The organism is Sphingomonas beigongshangi, from assembly GCF_016820445.1.
Classification (GTDB): Bacteria; Pseudomonadota; Alphaproteobacteria; order Sphingomonadales; family Sphingomonadaceae; genus Sphingomonas; species Sphingomonas beigongshangi.
Genome location: NZ_JADHDT010000005.1, coordinates 147084 through 164648, shown reverse-complemented (window position 1 = coordinate 164648; position 17565 = coordinate 147084). Strand labels below are relative to the sequence as shown.

Genomic DNA, 17565 nt, shown 5'->3' with positions numbered 1-17565 from the left:
CACGCTTGTCGCTTGTTCCTTAGCGGCGGCCGCGGCACGGTCCCGCCCGTGTTGCCGACTCGCGCCCTGCCCCTGCTGCTCGCCCCGCTGCTCGCCGCCTGCGGCAAGCCCGCCGCGCCGCCGCAGCAGGATCTCGACAGCCTCGACCGCGAGCTGACCGAGGGGGCGAAGCCCGCCAACCAGCGCGACCCCGCGCTCACCGCGGCGCTGCGCGACCAGATCATGGTCGATCCGGCGATGACGCAGAGCGCCAACACCAATGTCGTCCGCCCGCCCAGCCGCCCCGATGCCGGCTCGGTGCCGCCCGACGCCGCCGGCGCCCGCCCCGACGGCGTGACCGCCGCCGACCTCAAGCCGGTCCCGGCGGCGAAGGGCGATTGTCCGGCGTGCCGCAAGGCGGACGGCGCGCTGACGCTCGGCGAGCTCGCCCGCCGCCAGGCACCGGCGACGGCGGCCTGCGCGCAGGCGGTCTCCTATTCGGCCGGCTGGGCGAACCGCCTTCCCGCCAACGTCCCGCTCTACCCCGACGCCCGCGTCCTCGAAGCCGCCGGCAACGACGCCTGCGGGCTGCGCATCGTCAGCTTCGCCAGCAGCGCGCCGACCGGCCGCATCCTCGACTGGTACAATGCCCGGGTCACCCGCGCCGGCTATTCGGCGGAGCATCAGGCCGACGGCGCCCGCCACGTACTCGGCGGCACGCACGGCGATGCCGCCTTCATCCTCTACGCCACCCCCCGCCCCGGCGGCGGCACCGACGTCGACCTCGTGACGCGCTGACGCGCCGTCGCAGCGGCATTTCCCTTCCTCGCCCATTTCCGGTAGGGGGCTGCCATGCCTCTCGTCCTCGTCATGCTCGGCGGCGCGCTCGGCAGCGGCGCGCGGCACCTTGTCGGCCGCGCCACGCTGCACCTGCTCGGCCCCGCTTTCCCCTACGGCACGCTCGCCGTGAACCTGATCGGCGGGTTGCTGATGGGCCTGCTCGTCGGCAGCCTGGCGCGGTTCGGTTCGGGCGGAGAGACGTGGCGCCTGTTCCTCGGCGTCGGCGTGCTCGGCGGCTTCACCACCTTCTCCTCCTTCTCGCTGGACGCGGTGACGATGATGGAGCGCGGCGCCGCCCCGCTCGCCCTTGCCTATGTGCTCGTTTCGGTGACGGGATCGATCCTCGCGCTCGCCGGCGGCCTTGCCCTGGCACGGGGCATGGCATGAGCGACGCCGTCCGCCAGTTCACCGTCGGCATCGACGACGACGGCATCCGCCTCGACCGCTGGTTCAAGCGGCACCTGCCCGAGACGAGCTTCACCATCGTCGCGAAATGGGCGCGCACCGGGCAGCTCCGCGTCGACGGCGCCCGCGCCACGCCCGGCGATCGCATCGCCGCCGGCCAGGTGCTGCGCGTTCCCCCGGCCGAAGCTGCCCCCGCCGCGGCGAGCCCACGCCCGCAGCGCGAGCGTGTCCCCCTGACGGATGACCAGATCGCCTTCGCCCGCGAGATGGTCATCCACAAGGATGCGCAGGCGCTCGTCCTCAACAAGCCGCCCGGCCTGGCGACGCAGGGCGGCACCAAGACGACGGAGCACGTCGACGCGCTGCTCGATGCGTTGCAGTTCGAGGCGGACAGCCGGCCCAAGCTCGTCCACCGTCTCGACAAGGACACGAGCGGCGCGTTGCTCGTCGCCCGCACCAGCCGCGCCGCGGCCTTCTTCGCCAAGGCCTTTTCGGGCCGTACCGCGCGCAAGGTCTATTGGGCGCTGGTCGTCGGTGTGCCCTCGATCGACGACGGGATGGTCGACCTGCCGATCGCCAAGCAGCCCGGCACCGGCGGCGAGAAGATGCACGTCGACGAGGAGAACGGCCAGCCGTCCCGGTCGCGCTACCGGGTCATCGAGCGGGCGGGCAATCGCTGCTGCTGGGTGGAACTCCAGCCCTTCACCGGCCGCACGCACCAGCTGCGCGTCCACATGGCGGCGATCGGCCATCCGATCGTCGGCGACGGTAAATATGGCGGCCCTGCCGCCTTCCTGACCGGCGGGATCAGCCGCAAGATGCACCTGCATGCGCGCCGCATCCGCGTCGACCATCCCGACGGCGGGTCGCTCGACGAGGTCGCCGCGCTGCCGACGCACTTCGCCGAAAGCCTGGCGAGCCTCGGCTTCGAGGAGGCGCAGGGCGATGCCATGCCGCTCGAGGAACCGAAGAAGGGCCCGCCTCCCAAGTCGGTCCTCAAGCAGCGGGCGAAGGCGCATGCCAAGACGATGCGCAAGGAACACCGCGGCGAGCGTCGCCGGCGCGGCAATCGGGACTGATCGGGATGCCGCGTCTCGCCGTGTTCGATTGCGACGGCACGCTCGTCGACAGCCAGGCCAATATCTGCCGGGCGATGGAGAAGGCGTTCGCCATCGCGAATCGTCCCGCCCCGCCCCGCGCGGCGATCCGCCGAATCGTCGGGCTCAGCTTGGTCGAGGCGTTGCAAGCGCTGCTGCCGCAAGACGATGACGCGACGCATCGCCGCATGGCGGCCGATTACAAGCAGGCCTTCTTCGACCTGCGCACCAGCGGCGACATGGCGGAGGAACCCCTGTTCGACGGCATCGCCGCCGTGATCGACCGGCTGGAGACGGACGGCTGGCTGCTCGGCGTCGCGACCGGCAAGTCCGATCGCGGGCTGGCGCATATCCTGGCGCATCACGGCCTGACGCATCGCTTCGTCACGCTGCAGACGGCTGACCGGCATCCTTCGAAACCGGATCCGTCGATGTTGCTCGCCGCGATGGCGGAGGCAGGCGCGGCCGCGCATGAGACCGCGATGATCGGCGACACCAGCTTCGACATGGCGATGGCGAAGGCCGCGGGCACGCGCGCGGTGGGGGTCGCCTGGGGCTATCACGATCGCGACGACCTCGCCCGCGCCGGCGCGGATGTCGTCGCCGAAGAGGTGCACGCGCTGCCGGGGATGCTCGCATGATGCCGCAGGACCGGCTCGCGATGCGGCGCTGGATGGCGCTGGTCGGCATTCGCCTGGCCGGGACCGCCGGTGCGGTGTTCGGTATGATCCTCGCGGCGCGGACGCACGATATCCCGGTCAAGGTCCTCGGAGTCGCGATCGTCCTGTCCGCGCTGGCGGTGATCGCGATCGTGCCCGCCAGCCTCGCGCATCGCTGGCGGAGCCCGGGCGCATGAAGCGCTTCTGGCAGCAGGCGCGGGTCGATGCCGATCGCGTCGTGACGCTGGACGGGCGGCCCGTGCGCACCCCGGGCCGCACCCCGCTCGCGCTGCCGACCGATGCCCTGGCGGACGCGGTTGCGGCGGAATGGAACGCCGTCGGGGACACCCTGGACCCGCGAGCCATGCCGCTCACCGGCCTCGCCAATGCCGCGATCGACCGCGTCGGGCCCGAGCATGGCGCATTCGCCGCCGGTCTTTCGGCCTATGGCGAGAGTGACCTGCTTTGCTATCGCGCCGCGGAGCCCGAGCAATTGGCCGACCGCCAGGCCGCGGAATGGGACCCATGGCTGGACTGGGCGCGGAGCCGGTACGACGTGCACTTCGTTGTCACGCAGGGCATCGTCCATCAGGCGCAGCCCGCAGCGACCCTGGCCCGGCTGGGTGAGGCGGTCGCGGCGCTCGACGGCTTCCGCCTCGCCGCTTTGTCACCCATCGTGACGATCACCGGATCGCTCGTGCTCGCGCTCGCGCTGATAGAGCGTGCAGGTGACGCCGATACGATCTGGGCGGCCGCCAATGTCGATGAGGACTGGCAGGCCGAGCATTGGGGACGCGACCCCCTCGCCGAGCAGGCCCGCGCCGGCCGTCGCCACGACTATGACGCGGCGGTGCGCTTCCTCGGCGCGCTGGGCTGACCCTTACGCTTCTGCGTGGCCGATCTGGCCGCTATCGACGTCGAGGTCGCGCAGGTCGCGCCCCCGCGTCTCCTGCCCGAACCACCCAACGAGCGTCAACGCGACGACCGTCGGCACCATGACCAGTGTCGCCGCCTTGCCCATCGACAGCGAGATGCCGGCGATCGTCAGTCCCTGTGCGATCAGACCCCCGGCCTTGGTACAGGCCGCGACCCAGCCCGTCGCGCGGCCACGGACCTTCAGAGGGAAACTTTCCGCGGTATAGGGCAGGACGATCGCGATGATGCCATTAGTCCCGACGATCAGCAGGGCCACCGGCAGCACCGGGCTGCCCGTTCCCGCCAGTTCCAGTCGCAGGACGAGCACCAGCCCCGCCAGCGTCAGCGCGATCATCGTCGCCAGCGCCCATTTGGTGCTCCAGCGGCTATAGAGCAGCGCCGCGACGAAGACGGTGGGAAAGGCGATCAGCGCGCTTTCGGCCAACAGCCGGCTCGAGACCCCGACCGAATAGCCCTTGGCGACGAGATCGGCGGGCAGCCACAGCAGCAACCCGAAATTGATCAGCCCCCAGGACAGCGCGCAGATACTCAGCGCCGCGAGCTTGCCGTAGAGCCCGAGGCCGGTAAGCGCATGCGATCCGCGCTTTTCCGCCAGCACCGCAGGTCCGGCCTGCCGCGCCTTCGCGCCGAACCGGCGCATCACCGCCTCCGCTTCCGTGGCGCGTCCCCGCGCCAGCAGGAATTTCGCCGATTCCGGGATGAGTGCGCCGAGCAGCACAAGCGTAAGTCCCGTCGGCAGGTTGGCGAGCCACAGGATGCGCCAGCCAAAGACCGGTTGCAGCACGGCGGACAGGCCGCTCGCGGCGAAATAGCCGCCGACTGCGCCCAACCCGCCGACCAGCACGAGGCTCCAGCCGCGGTGGCGGCTCGGCATCATCTCGGCGAGCAACGCATAGGTGACCGGCAGCATCCCGCCCGCCGCCGCCCCCATCATGAAGCACATCGCGATGTTCCAGGCGAGGCTGGGCATCGCGCCGCAGATCGAGGTGCCGACGAACATGACCGCGGACAGCAGGATCGACGCCTTTCGCCCATAGACGTCGGCGATCCACCCCCACAGCACCGACCCCGTGACGGTGCCGGCAAGCGCGAAGAAGGGGACGAGGGACACCGTCCGCTTCGGGACGCCATATTCGCCAATCATTCCCGGCACGGTGAAGCCGAGCGATGCAGGCTTCATCACGTCGATGATGAGGGCGACGACGAGCACCGCCATGAGCCCCCAATGCGCGGCTGATAGGGGCGCATCCTCCGGCGCGGCGATCACGATATCCGCCGCGGCAGCGCGCTGGGCCGCCACATTGCGCGGCAGCAGGCCATAGGCGGCCAGCAGGGTCCCCGCGACGATCGACGCCATGCCGGCCAGCATCAGCGGGTCCATCGGCATTCCCGCCAGCCGGTAGTGCATCGTCCGCGCCATCGCGAACATCGGCAGGTGCGCAAGCACGCCGAGCGTCACCGCGACACAGCCCAGAACGAAGGCCCATGTGGCCTGCCTTCCGCTCAGCGTGCTGCTCATACCGCCCCTCCCATACCGATCGCGTCGATAGCAACAGCCCGATGCGTGAGGGAAGAGGGCGCGATCAGCGCGTCAGCTTGCGGATGAAGCCGATCAGGCCGGTCTGGCGGGACCGCTTCAGCCGCTCCGCCGCCAGGATCGTGCGCACGCCTTCGAAACAGCGTTCGACATCGTCGTTGACCAGCACATAGTCATAGCCGTCCCAGTGGCTGACCTCGTTCGCCGCGCGCGCCATACGCGCCTCGATCACCTCGGCCGAGTCGGTGTTGCGATTGGTCAGCCGCGAACGCAGTTCTTCCATTGAGGGCGGGAAGATGAAGACCCGCACCACATCGCCCCCGGCGATCTGGAACAGCTGCTGTGCACCCTGCCAATCGATGTCGAACAGCACGTCCTTGCCCGCCGCCAGCATAGACTCGACCTGCGCGCGGGGCGTGCCGTAGCGATGGTTGAAGACGTGCGCCCATTCCAAGAATTCGTCTTCCGCCACCATGCGGCGGAATTCCTCGAGATCGACGAAATGATAATCCTTGCCCTCGACCTCGCCGGGTCGCATCGGGCGCGTCGTCGCGGAGACCGACATGGCCAGTTCCGGATCGGCGGCGAGCAACTTGCGCGCGATGGTCGATTTGCCCGCACCCGAAGGCGAGGAAAGGACGAACAGGACTCCACGACGCTTGAAGTTGTGCGGATCGGCAGGGGTCGTCGGCATGTGCGCTAGTGACGCGCGAAGGCCGCGGGCGTCAAGCACCCGCGGCCTGCTGCACTGCGGAAAAATTTATCGGCGGCTGGCTTCAGGCTAGCGTACCGCGCTTCGCCAGCTTTCGGCGATCATAGGCTTTTTTGGCCACATAGCCCCCACCGATCAGCATGCCGAGCGGGCCCATGCGGCGCAGCACGCCAGCGGCGATCACGCCGGTCAATGCACCCTTGGCACCGTCCGAGCCATCACGACGGTCCAGTTCGCGCCCGACGAGCGCCCCGATAATCTTGCCGATCATGCCTGTTCCTTTCCGAAAACCTGGTTCCTCAGCTCCGCCGCACCGCGCAGAACCGCCCATCCCACCGCATAGGTGACGGCGATCGGCAGCACGACCTTGAGCACATTGGCGGTGACCGCGCCGATGATCGCGCCGTCCGCCACGCCGTCGTCACCCGACAGAGAGTCGATCGCGCCGCCGATCAGCGCGCCTATCGTCGTTGCGCTCATGATTGCCTCCCGAAGCTTGCGGGGATCCAATCGCCGGAAGCGGGCAGTTGTTCCGGAAAGGACTTATCGTCCGACCATGTCGCCCGGCCGCACGAGGCGGTCGAACGTCGACTCGTCGACCAGGCCAAGCGTCAGCCCTGCCTGTCGCAGCGTCCCGCCCGTCTCATGGGCATATTTGGCGATCTTCGCGGCATTGTCGTAGCCGATCTCGGGCGCGAGCGCGGTGACGAGCATCAGCGATTGCTCGACCAGCGCTGCGATCCGCGCCTCGTTCGCGCGCATGCCCTCGACGGTACGAGTCGCGAAGCTTTCCATTCCGACGCTGAGCAGGTCGATGGACCGCAGCACGTTCGCGCCGATCAGCGGCTTGAACACGTTGAGCTCCATATGCCCCTGCAGACCACCGACGGTGACGGCCACGTTGTTGCCCATCACCTGGGCGGCGACCATCGTCAGCATCTCCGCCTGCGTCGGATTGACCTTGCCGGGCATGATCGAGCTGCCCGGTTCGTTGGCAGGCAGTTCCAGTTCGCCCAGCCCCGATCGCGGGCCCGAGCCGAGCAGCCGGATGTCGTTGGCGATCTTCGTCAGCGCGACCGCCAGCACGTTGAGCGTGCCGTGCAGATCGACCAGCCCGTCGTTGGACGCCAGCGCCTCGAACTTGTTTGGCGCCGTGACGAACGGGATACCGGTCAGCGTCGCGATCTCGGCCGCGATATCCTTGGCGAAACCGTCCGGTGCGTTGAGGCCCGTGCCGACCGCCGTCCCGCCTTGTGCCAGCGGCAGGATGTTGCGTTTCACCGCTCCTTCGATCCGGTCCCGGGCGTTGGCGAGCTGTTGGACATAGCCCGACACCTCCTGCCCCAGCGTCAGCGGGGTGGCGTCCTGCAGATGCGTGCGGCCGATCTTCACGATACCGTCCCACGCCGCCGCCTTGGCGGCCAGGGCATCGTGAAGGATCGCTAGCGCCGGCAGCAGCCTGTCGCGCACCGCCAGCGCCGCTGCGACATGCAGCGCGGTGGGAAAACTATCGTTGGACGATTGGCCGCGGTTGACGTCGTCATTGGGATGAACGGGCGACTTGCCGCCGCGTTGACCCGCCAGCATCTCATTGGCGCGACCGGCGATCACCTCGTTGACGTTCATGTTCGACTGCGTTCCCGACCCCGTCTGCCAGATGACGAGGGGGAACTGGTCGTCGAGCTTGCCCGCGACGATCTCCTGCGCGGCGGTGTCGATCGCCTCGGCCTTTTCGGCCGGCAGGCCGTGCCGTCGGTTCACCCGCGCCGCCGCCTGTTTCACGATGGCTAGCGCATGGACGATACCGATCGGCATCCGCTCTCGCGCATCGAAGGGAAAATTCTCCAGGCTCCGCTCGGTCTGCGCGCCCCAATAGGCGTCGGCGGGGACCTCGATGGGGCCGATCGAATCGGTCTCGGTGCGGGTATCGGTCATGTGAACGTGAACCTGCGGCGTCGGGGTTGGTTGCGGCTTCGCCATAACGCCGCGCCGTCGTTCATGCCAAGGCAAGCCCCCGGACACGCGGTCCGGGGCGAAGCTGTTACCCCCGCGCGTCAGCCTGATCGTCATCCCGGCGAAGGCCGGAACTTATGAATCCGCAGCACCGGGGCGCCGCATCATCGCTCGCCAGGCGCGTGGATGGGTCCAGCCAATGCACGTAATGATGAGGATCGGCGGGGCGCGTCGCCGGCTAGACGCTCCGCAGCGCTGCTCGCGCCCTATTTCTTCCGCTTGAAATCGACGCTGACGACGTTCGATCCGTCCTCGACCGGCGTCACCGTCGGGCCGTCGTTCTCCGCCTCGTCATGCGGCTCGGGGCCGTCATCCGGGTCCTCGGTCGCCTGGAAGCGCAGCTCGAAGTTGACCGCCGGGTCGTGGAAGCCGGTGATCGCCGAATAAGGAATGACCAGCTTCGAAGGTACCTGGTTGAAGCTGAGGCCGACGGAGAATTTGCGCTCGTCCACCGTCAGGTCCCAGAAACGGTTCTGCAGCACGATCGTCATCTCGTCCGGGAACCGCTCGATCAGTCGCCGGGGAATGTCCACGCCCGGCGCCTGGGTCTTGAAGGTGATGTAGAAATGATGGTCGCCGGGCAGCGCGCCCGTCTCGGCCACCGAGCCCAGCACGCGACCGACGACGGCGCGCAGCGCCTCCTGGACGATCTCGTCATAGGGGATCAGGCTATCGGGCAGTCCGTCGGTCATGCACCCTTGGGTAGCGGCTTCGCATGGCCGGTCAAGATTGTGCGTGACGACACACGCTTCTATGGGCCGAACCGATATGCGCACCGCCACGATCAACCGCTCCACCGCCGAGACGCGGATCGACGTCACCGTCAATCTGGACGGCACCGGCGTCTATGCCATCCATACCGGCATCGGCTTCCTCGATCACATGATCGAGCAGCTATCGCGCCACGGCCTGATCGACATCGACCTCAAGGTCGAGGGCGACCTGCACATCGACGGCCACCACACCGCCGAGGACTCGGCGCTCGCGCTCGGCCAGGCCATCGCCAAGGCGCTGGGCGACAAGCGTGGCATCCGACGCTACGGCGACGCGCTTTCACCGATGGACGAGACGCTGACGCGCGTCGCGCTCGACATTTCGGGCCGGCCCTGGCTCGTGTGGAAGACGGCGTTCACGATGACCCGGCTCGGCGACCTCGACACCGAACTGATCGAGCACTGGTTCCACAGCTTCGCCCAGACCGCCGGCCTGACGCTGCACGTCGAGACGCTCTATGGGCAGAACAACCACCATATCGTCGAGAGCGCGTTCAAGGGGCTTGCCCGCGCGCTTCGCGCCGCGGTGGAGATCGACCCGCGCAAGGGCGACGCCATCCCGTCGACAAAGGGGATGTTGTGAGCGACCCCTTCGTCAGGCCGGACGCACCGCTCTGCGTGGTATCGCTGCACTACGACGCGCCGCTGGACGCGATCGACGCGCGGATGGCAGCCCATGTCGCCTGGCTGCGCAAGGGCTATGACGCGGGCCTGATCCTGGCGTCGGGCCGCAAGGTGCCGCGGACGGGCGGCGTCATCGTCATGCGCGGCGACGCGGAGCGGGTGCAGGACCTGATCGCCACCGATCCGTTCGTCTCCGACGGACTCGCGCGGGCCGAGGTCACCGGCTTCACCGCCAGCATGGCAGCGCCCGCGCTGGCGGAGATGCTGGCATGACGCTCGCGCTGATCGACATACGTTCGGGCAATCTCCATTCGGTCGCCAACGCGCTCGCGGCGGCCGGCGCGACCGACGTGCTGATCACCGCTGATCCGGACGATCTGGCCAGGGCGGATCGGATCGTGCTGCCCGGCGTCGGCGCGTTCGGCGCCTGTGCCGCGAACCTGCGCGCGATCGACGGGCTCGAGGAAGCGCTGCGCACGGCGGTGTTCGACCATGGCCGCCCCTTCCTGGGAATCTGTGTCGGCATGCAGCTGATGGCGGAGACGGGCGAGGAGATGGGCATCCACCGGGGCCTCGGCTGGATGAAGGGTCGCGTCCGCCGCCTCGATCCCGGCACGATGGCGGCGAAGGTGCCGCACATGGGCTGGAACGACGTGCGCCCCGCGGGCGGCCATCCGCTGGTGCCGGCCGGCGAGGCCTATTTCCTGCACAGCTACGCCTATGAGGGCGATGACGTGGTGGCGACAACCAACCACGCCGGGCCGGTCACCGCCGCGATCGCGCGCGACACGATGCTCGGGCTGCAGTTCCACCCGGAGAAGAGCCAGCGCTACGGCCTCGACCTTCTCGCCAACTTCCTGAAATGGCGTCCATGACCCGCACCGTACCGCTCATCGTCTTCCCGGCCATCGACCTCAAGGCCGGCCAGGTCGTCCGCCTTGCGGAAGGCGATATGGACCGCGCCACCGTCTATGGCGACGATCCCGCACACCAGGCCGACCTGTTCGCCCGGGCGGGAGCGCAGCATCTCCATGTCGTCGACCTCGACGGGGCCTTCGCCGGCGAGTCGGTGAATGGCGACGCGGTGCGCAGCATCGTGTCCGCCTTCCCGGGCCATGTCCAACTGGGCGGCGGCATCCGCACCCGCAACAGCGTCGAGCGCTGGTTCGACCTAGGCGTGTCGCGCGTGGTGATCGGCACCGCGGCTCTGGAGGATCCGGATTTCGTCCGTGGCGCGGCGCGCGATTTTCCGGGCGGCATCGTCGTCGCGGTCGACGCAAAGGACGGCATGGTCGCGACCAAGGGCTGGGCGGACGTCTCGACGACGAGCGTGGTCGACCTTGCCCGCCGGTTCGAGGATGCAGGCGTCGCCGCGCTGCTGTTCACCGATGTCGGCCGCGACGGGCTGCTGAAGGGCGCCAATATCGAGGCGACGGTGGACCTGGCCCGCGCCGTGTCGATCCCCGTCATCGCCAGCGGCGGCGTGAAGGGCATCGACGACATCCACATGCTTGCCCTTCATGCCCGCGTCGACGGAGAGCGTGGTGGCGTCGAAGGCGTCATCACCGGCCGCGCGCTCTACGACGGGCGCCTCGACCTCGCGGCCGCGCTCGCGGTGGCGGCGGCGGCGGCGGTATGAATCCCGGCGTCGCCGGCCTGCTGACGGGCGGCGTCGTCGGCGCCTATGCGCCGATGCTGCGCGACCAGATCCGCCACGGCCGGATCGACGTGCCGATCGGGGGTATCAATCCGATCGGCGTTCGCCGCGACCAGCATCCGCTCGCTTTCCGTGCCTGCGCCACCGCCATGGTCGCCATCGTCGCGGCGCTGCTTCTCGTCTCCATCGTCCTCATCATACGGGCCCTGCTGCCATGACCGTCCGCGCCCGCGTCATTCCCTGCCTCGACGTCGCCAACGGCCGCGTCGTCAAGGGCGTCAACTTCGTCGACCTGATCGATGCCGGCGACCCGGTCGAACAGGCACGCGCCTATGACACGGCCGGCGCCGACGAATTGTGCTTCCTCGACATCACCGCCAGCGCGGAGGATCGCGGCACCATCCTCGATGTCGTCCGGCGCACCGCCGCGGTCTGCTTCATGCCCCTGACGGTCGGCGGCGGCGTACGCACCGCCGACGACGCCCGCGCGTTGCTGCTCGCCGGTGCGGACAAGGTCGCGGTCAATTCCGCCGCCGTATCGAGGCCGGAAGTCGTCGCCGACATAGCGGAACGGTTCGGCAGCCAGTGCTGCGTCGCCTCGATTGACGCGCGCCGGACCGGCGACGGCTGGGAGGTCTTCACCCATGGCGGCCGCCGCGCGACGGGAATAGACGCGGTCGCGCATGCCGTCCGCCTTGCCGAACTTGGCGCTGGCGAACTGCTCGTCACCTCGATGGACAAGGACGGAACCCGGTCGGGCTACGACCTTGCCCTCGTCCGCGCCATCGCCGACCGCGTCTCGGTACCGGTCGTCGCGAGCGGCGGCGTCGGCGGGCTCGCCGACCTCGTCGCCGGCATCCGCGACGGCCATGCGAGTGCGGTCCTCGCCGCGTCGATCTTCCATTTCGGCGAGGCGAGCATCGCCGATGCGCATGCCGCGCTCGCGTCCGCGGGCATCCCCGTTCGTCGCCCCCTCTTCGCAGATTAGCGGTTCCGCAAGGCTTGGCTGCGATAAGGTCGGCGCATGTACGCGATCGACCTGCATCCCGAGCGCAATCTCGTCGATATTCGCTGGACCGGCCTGTTCACGGCGGATGCCGTCGCCGGTTATGCGAACGAGCTTGAGCGCCGCTTCGTCGCCGGTGGCTTCCGGCCTGGCTACCTGCTCCGCATGGACATGAGCGCCACCACCGTCCAGCCGCGCGATGCGGTCGATGCGATCCATGCGCGCCTCGGCGATTTCCCGCGCGCACGCCGCATCGCGGTCGTCACGGGCAGCGCGATCACCCGGCTGCAGGTGCAACGGTTCATGACGCAACCCTATCTGCGCATCTTCGCCGATCCCGACGCGGCGCTCGCGTGGCTCACCGAACCCGACCTGCTGCCCGCATGATCGCGCTGTCATCGGTCGCCGGGGGCCATTCGGGCATCGTCCATCCGCGCACCGCACCCGCGCTGTCTGACGTCGCGCTGTTCGTCGTGGCGGTGATCGGTGTCTGGCTGGCCCGCAGGGCCTTGCGGCGCCGCTTCACCAAGAACGATTGACGCGCCCCCCGTCGTCGCGCCAAGCGCAGCGGCATGGATCCGCTCGACCGTCTCGACGCCACCATCGCCCAGCGCCGCGGCGCGGACGCCGGCACCTCCTATGTCGCCAGCCTGTTCGCCAAGGGCAGGCCGAAGATCGCGCAGAAGGTGGGTGAGGAGGCGACGGAGACCGTCATCGCCGCGCTCGCGCAGCCCGACAAGCTCGTGGCGGAGGCCGCCGATCTCGTCTTCCACCTGATGGTGCTGCTCGCCGATGCGGGGCACAGCCTCGCCGACGTGCGTGCGGAGATCGCCCGCCGCGAGGGCACCTCCGGCCATGTCGAAAAGGCCGCCCGCCAGCCGTAAGGACGCCCGCCATGCCCATCGATCCCACCCTGCCCTACGACGACCAGAACATCTTCGCGAAGATCCTGCGCGACGAAATCCGCTCGCGGCGCGTCTACGAGGACGAATGGGCGGTCGCCTTCCACGACATCGCACCCCACGCGCCGACCCACGTGCTGGTCATTCCGCGCGGCGCCTATGTGTCGTGGGACGACTTTGCCGCGCGCGGCAGCGAGGCGGAGATCGCCGGCTTCGTCCGCGCCGTCGGCACGGTCGCGCGCCAGCTTGGCCTCGTGGAGAGCGGCTATCGCCTGCTCGCCAACATCGGTCGCGACGCGGGGCAAGAGGTGCCGCACCTCCACGTCCACCTCTTCGCCGGACGTCCGCTCGGCCCCATGCTGGCGCGCTGATCGCGCCGGCGCGGCTATCCTCGCGCAATATCCTGTTGCACCCGTATCATTTGCGACTAGGCTTCGCGGCTTCACCATGCGGGGGGCCGCCAAGGCCCTCAACGCAGATGGGGGGATCGCTTACATGATATTCGGGCGCGTCAAGCCACTCGACGCCATCCTTGCCACCGCCGAGAAGAAGGGCCTGCACCGCTCGCTCGGTGCCTTTCAGCTGACCATGCTGGGCATCGGCGCCGTCATCGGCACCGGCATCTTCGTCCTCACCTCCGAAGCCGCGCAAAAGGCCGGGCCGGGCATGCTGCTCAGCTTCGTCGTCGCCGGCTTCATCTGCGCCGTCGCGGCGCTCTGCTATTCGGAGCTCGCCTCGATGGTGCCCGTGTCGGGCTCCGCCTATACCTACACCTATGCGGTGACGGGCGAGATCCTGGCGTGGATGGTCGGCTGGGCGCTGATCCTCGAATATGCGGTCGGCGCCAGCGCCGTCGCGGTCGGCTGGTCGAACCATGCGGTCGGGCTGCTCAACGGCATCGGCTTCCACGTGCCCGCCGCGATCAGCAACGCCGACGCGCTGATGGCGCACATGTATCTGGCGCTCGGCGCCACGCCCAGCGCCGATCTGACGCAGGCGATGGCGACGGGCGGCTGGGTCAACGTGCCCGCCATCTTCGTCGTCGCGATCGTCACCTGGCTGCTGATCATCGGCACCACCGAAAGCGCACGCGTCAACGCGATCCTCGTCGCGATCAAGATCGCCGCGCTCACCGCCTTCGTCCTGCTCACCCTGCCGGTCGCCAAGGCGGAGAACTTCCACCCGTTCCTGCCGACCGGCGTGGGCAATCCGTTCAACTCCTCGGGCCTTGGCGTGCTCGGCGCCGCCGCCTCGATCTTCTTCGCCTATGTCGGCTTCGACGCGGTCTCGACCGCTGCCGAAGAGACCAAGAACCCGCAGCGCAACGTACCGATCGGTCTTATCGGCAGCCTCGCGATCTGCACCATCTTCTACCTGCTCGTCGCCTCGGGCGCGATCGGGGCGATCGGCGCGCAGCCGGTGACCTCGCTCGCCGGCCAGGTGCTCGCACCGGGTACGCCCGAGATCGCCGGCCGCTGCGCTGCCATCGTCGCCGCCGGCACGCTGGAACCCTTGGTCTGCTCGAAGGAGGCTCTGGTCCACGTCCTCGACACGATCAACTGGCCGATGATCGGCCGCCTCGTCGGCCTTGCCGCGGTGCTGGCGCTGCCATCGGTCGTGCTGATGATGATGTTCGGCCAGACACGCATCTTCTTCACCATGGCGCGCGACGGCCTGCTTCCCGCGAAGCTCGCCTCGGTCCATCCGCGCTTCCGCACGCCGCATGTGGTGACGCTGCTGACCGGGGTCGCCGCCGGCGTCGCCGCCGCGATCCTGCCGGTCGGCAAGCTGGCCGACTATTCCAACGCCGGCACGCTCTTCGCCTTCTTCATGGTGGCGGTGTCGGTGATGGTGCTGCGCCGCACCGATGCCAACCGCGCGCGGCCGTTCCGCACGCCCGCGGTCTATGTCGTGGCGCCGCTCGCGATCGTCGGCTGCGTCGTCCTCTATCTGTCGCTGCCGCTGACCGCGAAGCTGGTCCTGCCGATCTGGGGCGCGATCGGCCTGGTCATCTATTTCGGCTACAGCCGCAGCCGCTCCTATGTCGGCCGCGGCATCATCGACACGGTCGACGATCCGTCGATTCAGCCGGAAACGTCGCGCTCGATCCACTGAGCGGCCCGACACGGGGCATGAAAAAAGGGCCGGTGGATCGCTCCACCGGCCCTTTCCTTTTGTCGGCGGTTCGCTGGCTCAGCCGAGCTTAGACGCGACCAGCGCCTGCATGTCGACCATCGGTCGCGCGCCGAAGTGGCTGATGATCTCCGCCGCGCAGATCGCGCCGAGCTTCAGCGATTCCTCCAGCCCCTTGCCCTGCGCCTGGCCGTGCAGGAAGCCCGCCGCGAACAGGTCGCCCGCGCCGGTCGTGTCGACGACATGGTCGATCGGCTCGGCGTTCACCTCGGCGCGTGTCCCGCGCTGGATCGCGCACGCACCGTGCGCGCCGCGCGTCACCACCAGCGTCGGCACCTGCGCGGCGATCTTCGCCACCGCCGCCTCGAAATCCTCGACCTCGGCCAGCGCGGTCAGCTCGTTCTCGTTGGCGAACAGGATGTCGATCAGCCCATCGGCGATCAGCGCGCGGAAGTCGCCCCCGTGCCGGCCGATGCAGAACACGTCCGACAGCGTGAAGGCGACGCGCCGGCCGGCACCGCGCGCCGCCTCGATCGCGGCGCGCATCGCCGCGCGCGGCTCCTCCGGATCCCATAGATAGCCTTCCAGGTAGAGGATCTCGGCGTCCTGGATGATCGACAGGTCCAGCGCGCCCTCGGGCAGGAACTGCGACGCCCCCAGATAGGTGTTCATCGTCCGCTGCCCGTCGGGCGTGACGAAGATCAGGCAGCGCGCGGTCGTCGGCTGGCCGGGGCGGACCGCCGTGTCGAAATGCACGCCCGCCGCGCGGATGTCGTGCGCGAAGACCTGGCCCAGCTGGTCGTCGGCGACCTGGCCGATGAAGGCGGTGCGACCGCCCAATGCGGCGATGCCGGCGACGGTGTTCGCCGCCGAGCCGCCCGACACCTCGCGGCCGGGCCCCATCTTCGCATAGAGTGCGTCGGCATCCTCGGGCGAGAACATCAGCTGCATCGAACCCTTGGCGACGCCGATCTCCGCGATGAAGGCATCGTCGGCCTGGGCCAGGATGTCGACGATCGCGTTGCCGATCGCGACCACCTCGAAACGGGGCTGGGTCAAGGTAGGGGAAGCTCCGAAAATAGGGATAAAGCGGCTCCCTACCGTCCTTCGCGCCGCCGCGCGAGCCCTTGCTTGACGCGCGGCCGCCGCCACGCCACGTCGCAGGGACGATGTTCCGCGCTCTCGTGCTCACGCTGCGCCAGCTCGGCGACCCCGCGATCCTGCGCGTGCTCGCCAAGTCGCTCGCGGTCACGCTGGCCGTGTTCGCCGCCGGTGGCTTCGGCCTGTTCGAACTGCTGCGCCGGTGGCTGGCCGGCTTCGCGGGCGGCCATGACGACGGCCTTGCCGGCGTCGCCGCCATTGCGATCGGCCTGCTCGCCGGCTGGCTGTTGTTCCGCGTCGTCGCGATCGCGATCATCGGCCTGTTCGCCGACGATATCGTCGCGGCGGTGGAGACGCGTCATTATCCCGCCGCCTTCGCTGCCGCGCGACCCGTCGGCGTCGCCCGCGCCGCGCGGATGGGCCTTGCCTCCGCGCTCCGGGCCTGTCTGGTCAACCTGCTGATGGTGCCGGTCTATCTGGCGTTGCTCTTCACCGCGGTCGGGCCGGTGGTCGCCTTCACCCTGGTCAATGCCTGGCTCCTCGGCCGCGACCTCGGCGACATGGTGGCGAGCCGGCACCTGGACGATGCGACGATGCGGGGCTGGCGCAGGTCCACCGCCGTACCGCGCTTCCTGTTGGGGCTTGTCGCCACGGGGCTGTTCGTGGTTCCGCTCCTCGGCCTGCTCGCGCCGATCGTCGGTGCGGCGATGGCGACGCATCTGTTCCACGGGGGAAAGACATGAAGGCTCGCTTCACACTCGCGGCGGCGCTCGCATTGTCCGCCTGCGCCGCGCCGGGCGTCGTCGCCCCGCCCGTCGCCAATCGCGCCGTCGTCCCCTATACCAATGTCGGTCTGGAACGGGTCATCGGCCAGAACGCCGCCGGCCTGATCGCCCTGTTCGGCCAGCCCGACGCAGACACGCGCGAGGGCCCGGCGCGCAAGCTGCAATTCGCCGGACCGATCTGCGTCCTCGACGCCTATCTCTACCCCAAGGAGGGCAATGGATCGGGCGGTGAGCAGCGCGTCACCTATCTCGATGCGCGCGAGCCCGACGGCAGCACGATCGACCGAGCCAGCTGCGTCGCGGCGCTGACCCGGCGCGACGGCGGGAAATAGGCGCGGCCGTTCGCGGCCCCGCCCTCGTCGCGCTGGCAGCGACATGGCGCACGGGCGACGACCCGGCAGCCCGC

26 protein-coding genes are annotated in these 17565 nt (G+C 69.2%); 19 read left to right on the top strand and 7 right to left on the bottom strand.

Features of this window, described 5'->3' with window-relative positions:
- Window positions 1-48 precede the first annotated feature (48 nt).
- Genes IQ292_RS10315 through IQ292_RS10290 form a run of 6 tightly spaced genes read left to right on the top strand, consistent with a single transcriptional unit; the run spans window position 49 to window position 3857 of the window.
- Entirely contained in the window at window positions 49-777 is a 729-nt protein-coding gene (locus tag IQ292_RS10315) for a hypothetical protein (protein WP_338057620.1), read from the top strand.
- A 54-nt stretch (window positions 778-831) separates the two neighbouring features.
- Window positions 832-1206 (top strand): fluoride efflux transporter CrcB, encoded by a 375-nt coding sequence (gene crcB / locus IQ292_RS10310; protein ID WP_203310231.1) that lies wholly within the window; start codon window positions 832-834, stop codon window positions 1204-1206.
- On the top strand, window positions 1203-2303 hold the full coding sequence (locus IQ292_RS10305) for an RluA family pseudouridine synthase (protein WP_203310230.1): 1101 nt from the start codon (window positions 1203-1205) through the stop codon (window positions 2301-2303). The genes crcB and IQ292_RS10305 overlap by 4 nt, the downstream gene beginning before the upstream one ends.
- A gap of 5 nt (window positions 2304-2308) precedes the next feature.
- Window positions 2309-2962: an HAD-IA family hydrolase gene (locus IQ292_RS10300; protein WP_203310229.1), complete on the top strand. Its 654-nt coding sequence runs from the start codon at window positions 2309-2311 to the stop codon at window positions 2960-2962.
- Window positions 2959-3177 (top strand): hypothetical protein, encoded by a 219-nt coding sequence (locus IQ292_RS10295; RefSeq protein WP_338057619.1) that lies wholly within the window; start codon window positions 2959-2961, stop codon window positions 3175-3177. The genes IQ292_RS10300 and IQ292_RS10295 overlap by 4 nt, the downstream gene beginning before the upstream one ends.
- Complete coding sequence (locus tag IQ292_RS10290) at window positions 3174-3857, top strand: ATP12 family chaperone protein (protein ID WP_203310228.1); 684 nt, start codon at window positions 3174-3176, stop codon at window positions 3855-3857. Before IQ292_RS10295 ends, IQ292_RS10290 begins: the two co-directional genes overlap by 4 nt.
- 3 nt (window positions 3858-3860) lie before the next feature.
- Here the strand turns inward: IQ292_RS10290 and IQ292_RS10285 are convergent, their stop codons facing one another.
- The 6 genes from IQ292_RS10285 to IQ292_RS10260 form a co-directional block, all read right to left on the bottom strand.
- Window positions 3861-5435 (bottom strand): MFS transporter, encoded by a 1575-nt coding sequence (locus IQ292_RS10285; RefSeq protein ID WP_203310227.1) that lies wholly within the window; start codon window positions 5433-5435, stop codon window positions 3861-3863.
- A gap of 64 nt (window positions 5436-5499) precedes the next feature.
- Window positions 5500-6147, bottom strand: a complete 648-nt coding sequence (gmk, locus tag IQ292_RS10280) for a guanylate kinase (protein WP_203310226.1) — start codon at window positions 6145-6147, stop codon at window positions 5500-5502.
- 82 nt (window positions 6148-6229) lie between these two features.
- Complete coding sequence (locus tag IQ292_RS10275; protein ID WP_203310225.1) at window positions 6230-6436, bottom strand: hypothetical protein; 207 nt, start codon at window positions 6434-6436, stop codon at window positions 6230-6232.
- Window positions 6433-6645, bottom strand: a complete 213-nt coding sequence (locus IQ292_RS10270; RefSeq protein ID WP_203310224.1) for a hypothetical protein — start codon at window positions 6643-6645, stop codon at window positions 6433-6435. Before IQ292_RS10270 ends, IQ292_RS10275 begins: the two co-directional genes overlap by 4 nt.
- A 63-nt stretch (window positions 6646-6708) precedes the next feature.
- Window positions 6709-8100 carry a class II fumarate hydratase gene (gene fumC / locus IQ292_RS10265; protein WP_203310223.1) on the bottom strand — a complete coding sequence of 464 codons (1392 nt, stop codon included), beginning with the start codon at window positions 8098-8100 and terminating at the stop codon, window positions 6709-6711.
- 284 nt (window positions 8101-8384) lie between these two features.
- The gene (locus tag IQ292_RS10260) at window positions 8385-8870 is read right to left on the bottom strand and encodes an SspB family protein (RefSeq protein WP_203310222.1); all 486 of its coding nucleotides are present in this window, start codon (window positions 8868-8870) and stop codon (window positions 8385-8387) included.
- A gap of 76 nt (window positions 8871-8946) precedes the next feature.
- On the opposite strand from IQ292_RS10260, the gene hisB reads away from it, so the two are divergent.
- The 11 genes from hisB to IQ292_RS10205 all read left to right on the top strand — a co-directional run bounded on the left by hisB (window position 8947) and on the right by IQ292_RS10205 (window position 15255).
- Window positions 8947-9534, top strand: coding sequence for an imidazoleglycerol-phosphate dehydratase HisB (gene hisB / locus IQ292_RS10255; protein WP_203310221.1), 588 nt, complete (start codon window positions 8947-8949; stop codon window positions 9532-9534).
- Window positions 9531-9848, top strand: coding sequence for a YciI family protein (locus IQ292_RS10250; protein ID WP_203310220.1), 318 nt, complete (start codon window positions 9531-9533; stop codon window positions 9846-9848). Before hisB ends, IQ292_RS10250 begins: the two co-directional genes overlap by 4 nt.
- On the top strand, window positions 9845-10450 hold the full coding sequence (hisH, locus tag IQ292_RS10245) for an imidazole glycerol phosphate synthase subunit HisH (RefSeq protein ID WP_203310219.1): 606 nt from the start codon (window positions 9845-9847) through the stop codon (window positions 10448-10450). Before IQ292_RS10250 ends, hisH begins: the two co-directional genes overlap by 4 nt.
- A complete protein-coding gene (hisA, locus tag IQ292_RS10240) occupies window positions 10447-11214 on the top strand; it encodes a 1-(5-phosphoribosyl)-5-[(5-phosphoribosylamino)methylideneamino]imidazole-4-carboxamide isomerase (RefSeq protein WP_203310218.1) in 768 nt (255 codons plus the stop codon). The genes hisH and hisA overlap by 4 nt, the downstream gene beginning before the upstream one ends.
- On the top strand, window positions 11211-11450 hold the full coding sequence (locus IQ292_RS10235; RefSeq protein ID WP_203310217.1) for a hypothetical protein: 240 nt from the start codon (window positions 11211-11213) through the stop codon (window positions 11448-11450). Before hisA ends, IQ292_RS10235 begins: the two co-directional genes overlap by 4 nt.
- A complete protein-coding gene (hisF, locus tag IQ292_RS10230) occupies window positions 11447-12220 on the top strand; it encodes an imidazole glycerol phosphate synthase subunit HisF (protein WP_203310216.1) in 774 nt (257 codons plus the stop codon). Before IQ292_RS10235 ends, hisF begins: the two co-directional genes overlap by 4 nt.
- 36 nt (window positions 12221-12256) lie before the next feature.
- Window positions 12257-12625 (top strand): SpoIIAA family protein, encoded by a 369-nt coding sequence (locus IQ292_RS10225; RefSeq protein WP_203310215.1) that lies wholly within the window; start codon window positions 12257-12259, stop codon window positions 12623-12625.
- Window positions 12622-12777, top strand: coding sequence for a hypothetical protein (locus IQ292_RS10220; protein WP_203310214.1), 156 nt, complete (start codon window positions 12622-12624; stop codon window positions 12775-12777). The genes IQ292_RS10225 and IQ292_RS10220 overlap by 4 nt, the downstream gene beginning before the upstream one ends.
- Window positions 12778-12810: 33 nt before the next feature.
- On the top strand, window positions 12811-13122 hold the full coding sequence (locus IQ292_RS10215) for a phosphoribosyl-ATP diphosphatase (RefSeq protein ID WP_203310213.1): 312 nt from the start codon (window positions 12811-12813) through the stop codon (window positions 13120-13122).
- Window positions 13123-13133: 11 nt separating this feature from the next.
- Window positions 13134-13511 (top strand): histidine triad nucleotide-binding protein, encoded by a 378-nt coding sequence (locus tag IQ292_RS10210; protein WP_203310212.1) that lies wholly within the window; start codon window positions 13134-13136, stop codon window positions 13509-13511.
- A gap of 124 nt (window positions 13512-13635) precedes the next feature.
- Window positions 13636-15255 (top strand): amino acid permease, encoded by a 1620-nt coding sequence (locus IQ292_RS10205; RefSeq protein ID WP_203310211.1) that lies wholly within the window; start codon window positions 13636-13638, stop codon window positions 15253-15255.
- Window positions 15256-15333: 78 nt separating this feature from the next.
- On the opposite strand, the gene IQ292_RS10200 is transcribed toward IQ292_RS10205, so the two are convergent.
- Window positions 15334-16332, bottom strand: a complete 999-nt coding sequence (locus tag IQ292_RS10200) for an adenosine kinase (protein ID WP_203310210.1) — start codon at window positions 16330-16332, stop codon at window positions 15334-15336.
- 110 nt (window positions 16333-16442) lie between these two features.
- Between IQ292_RS10200 and IQ292_RS10195 the strand changes: the two genes are divergently transcribed.
- The gene (locus tag IQ292_RS10195) at window positions 16443-17117 is read left to right on the top strand and encodes an EI24 domain-containing protein (protein WP_203310209.1); all 675 of its coding nucleotides are present in this window, start codon (window positions 16443-16445) and stop codon (window positions 17115-17117) included.
- Complete coding sequence (locus IQ292_RS10190; protein ID WP_203310208.1) at window positions 17114-17491, top strand: hypothetical protein; 378 nt, start codon at window positions 17114-17116, stop codon at window positions 17489-17491. The genes IQ292_RS10195 and IQ292_RS10190 overlap by 4 nt, the downstream gene beginning before the upstream one ends.
- The last annotated feature ends 74 nt before the right edge of the window (window positions 17492-17565 follow it).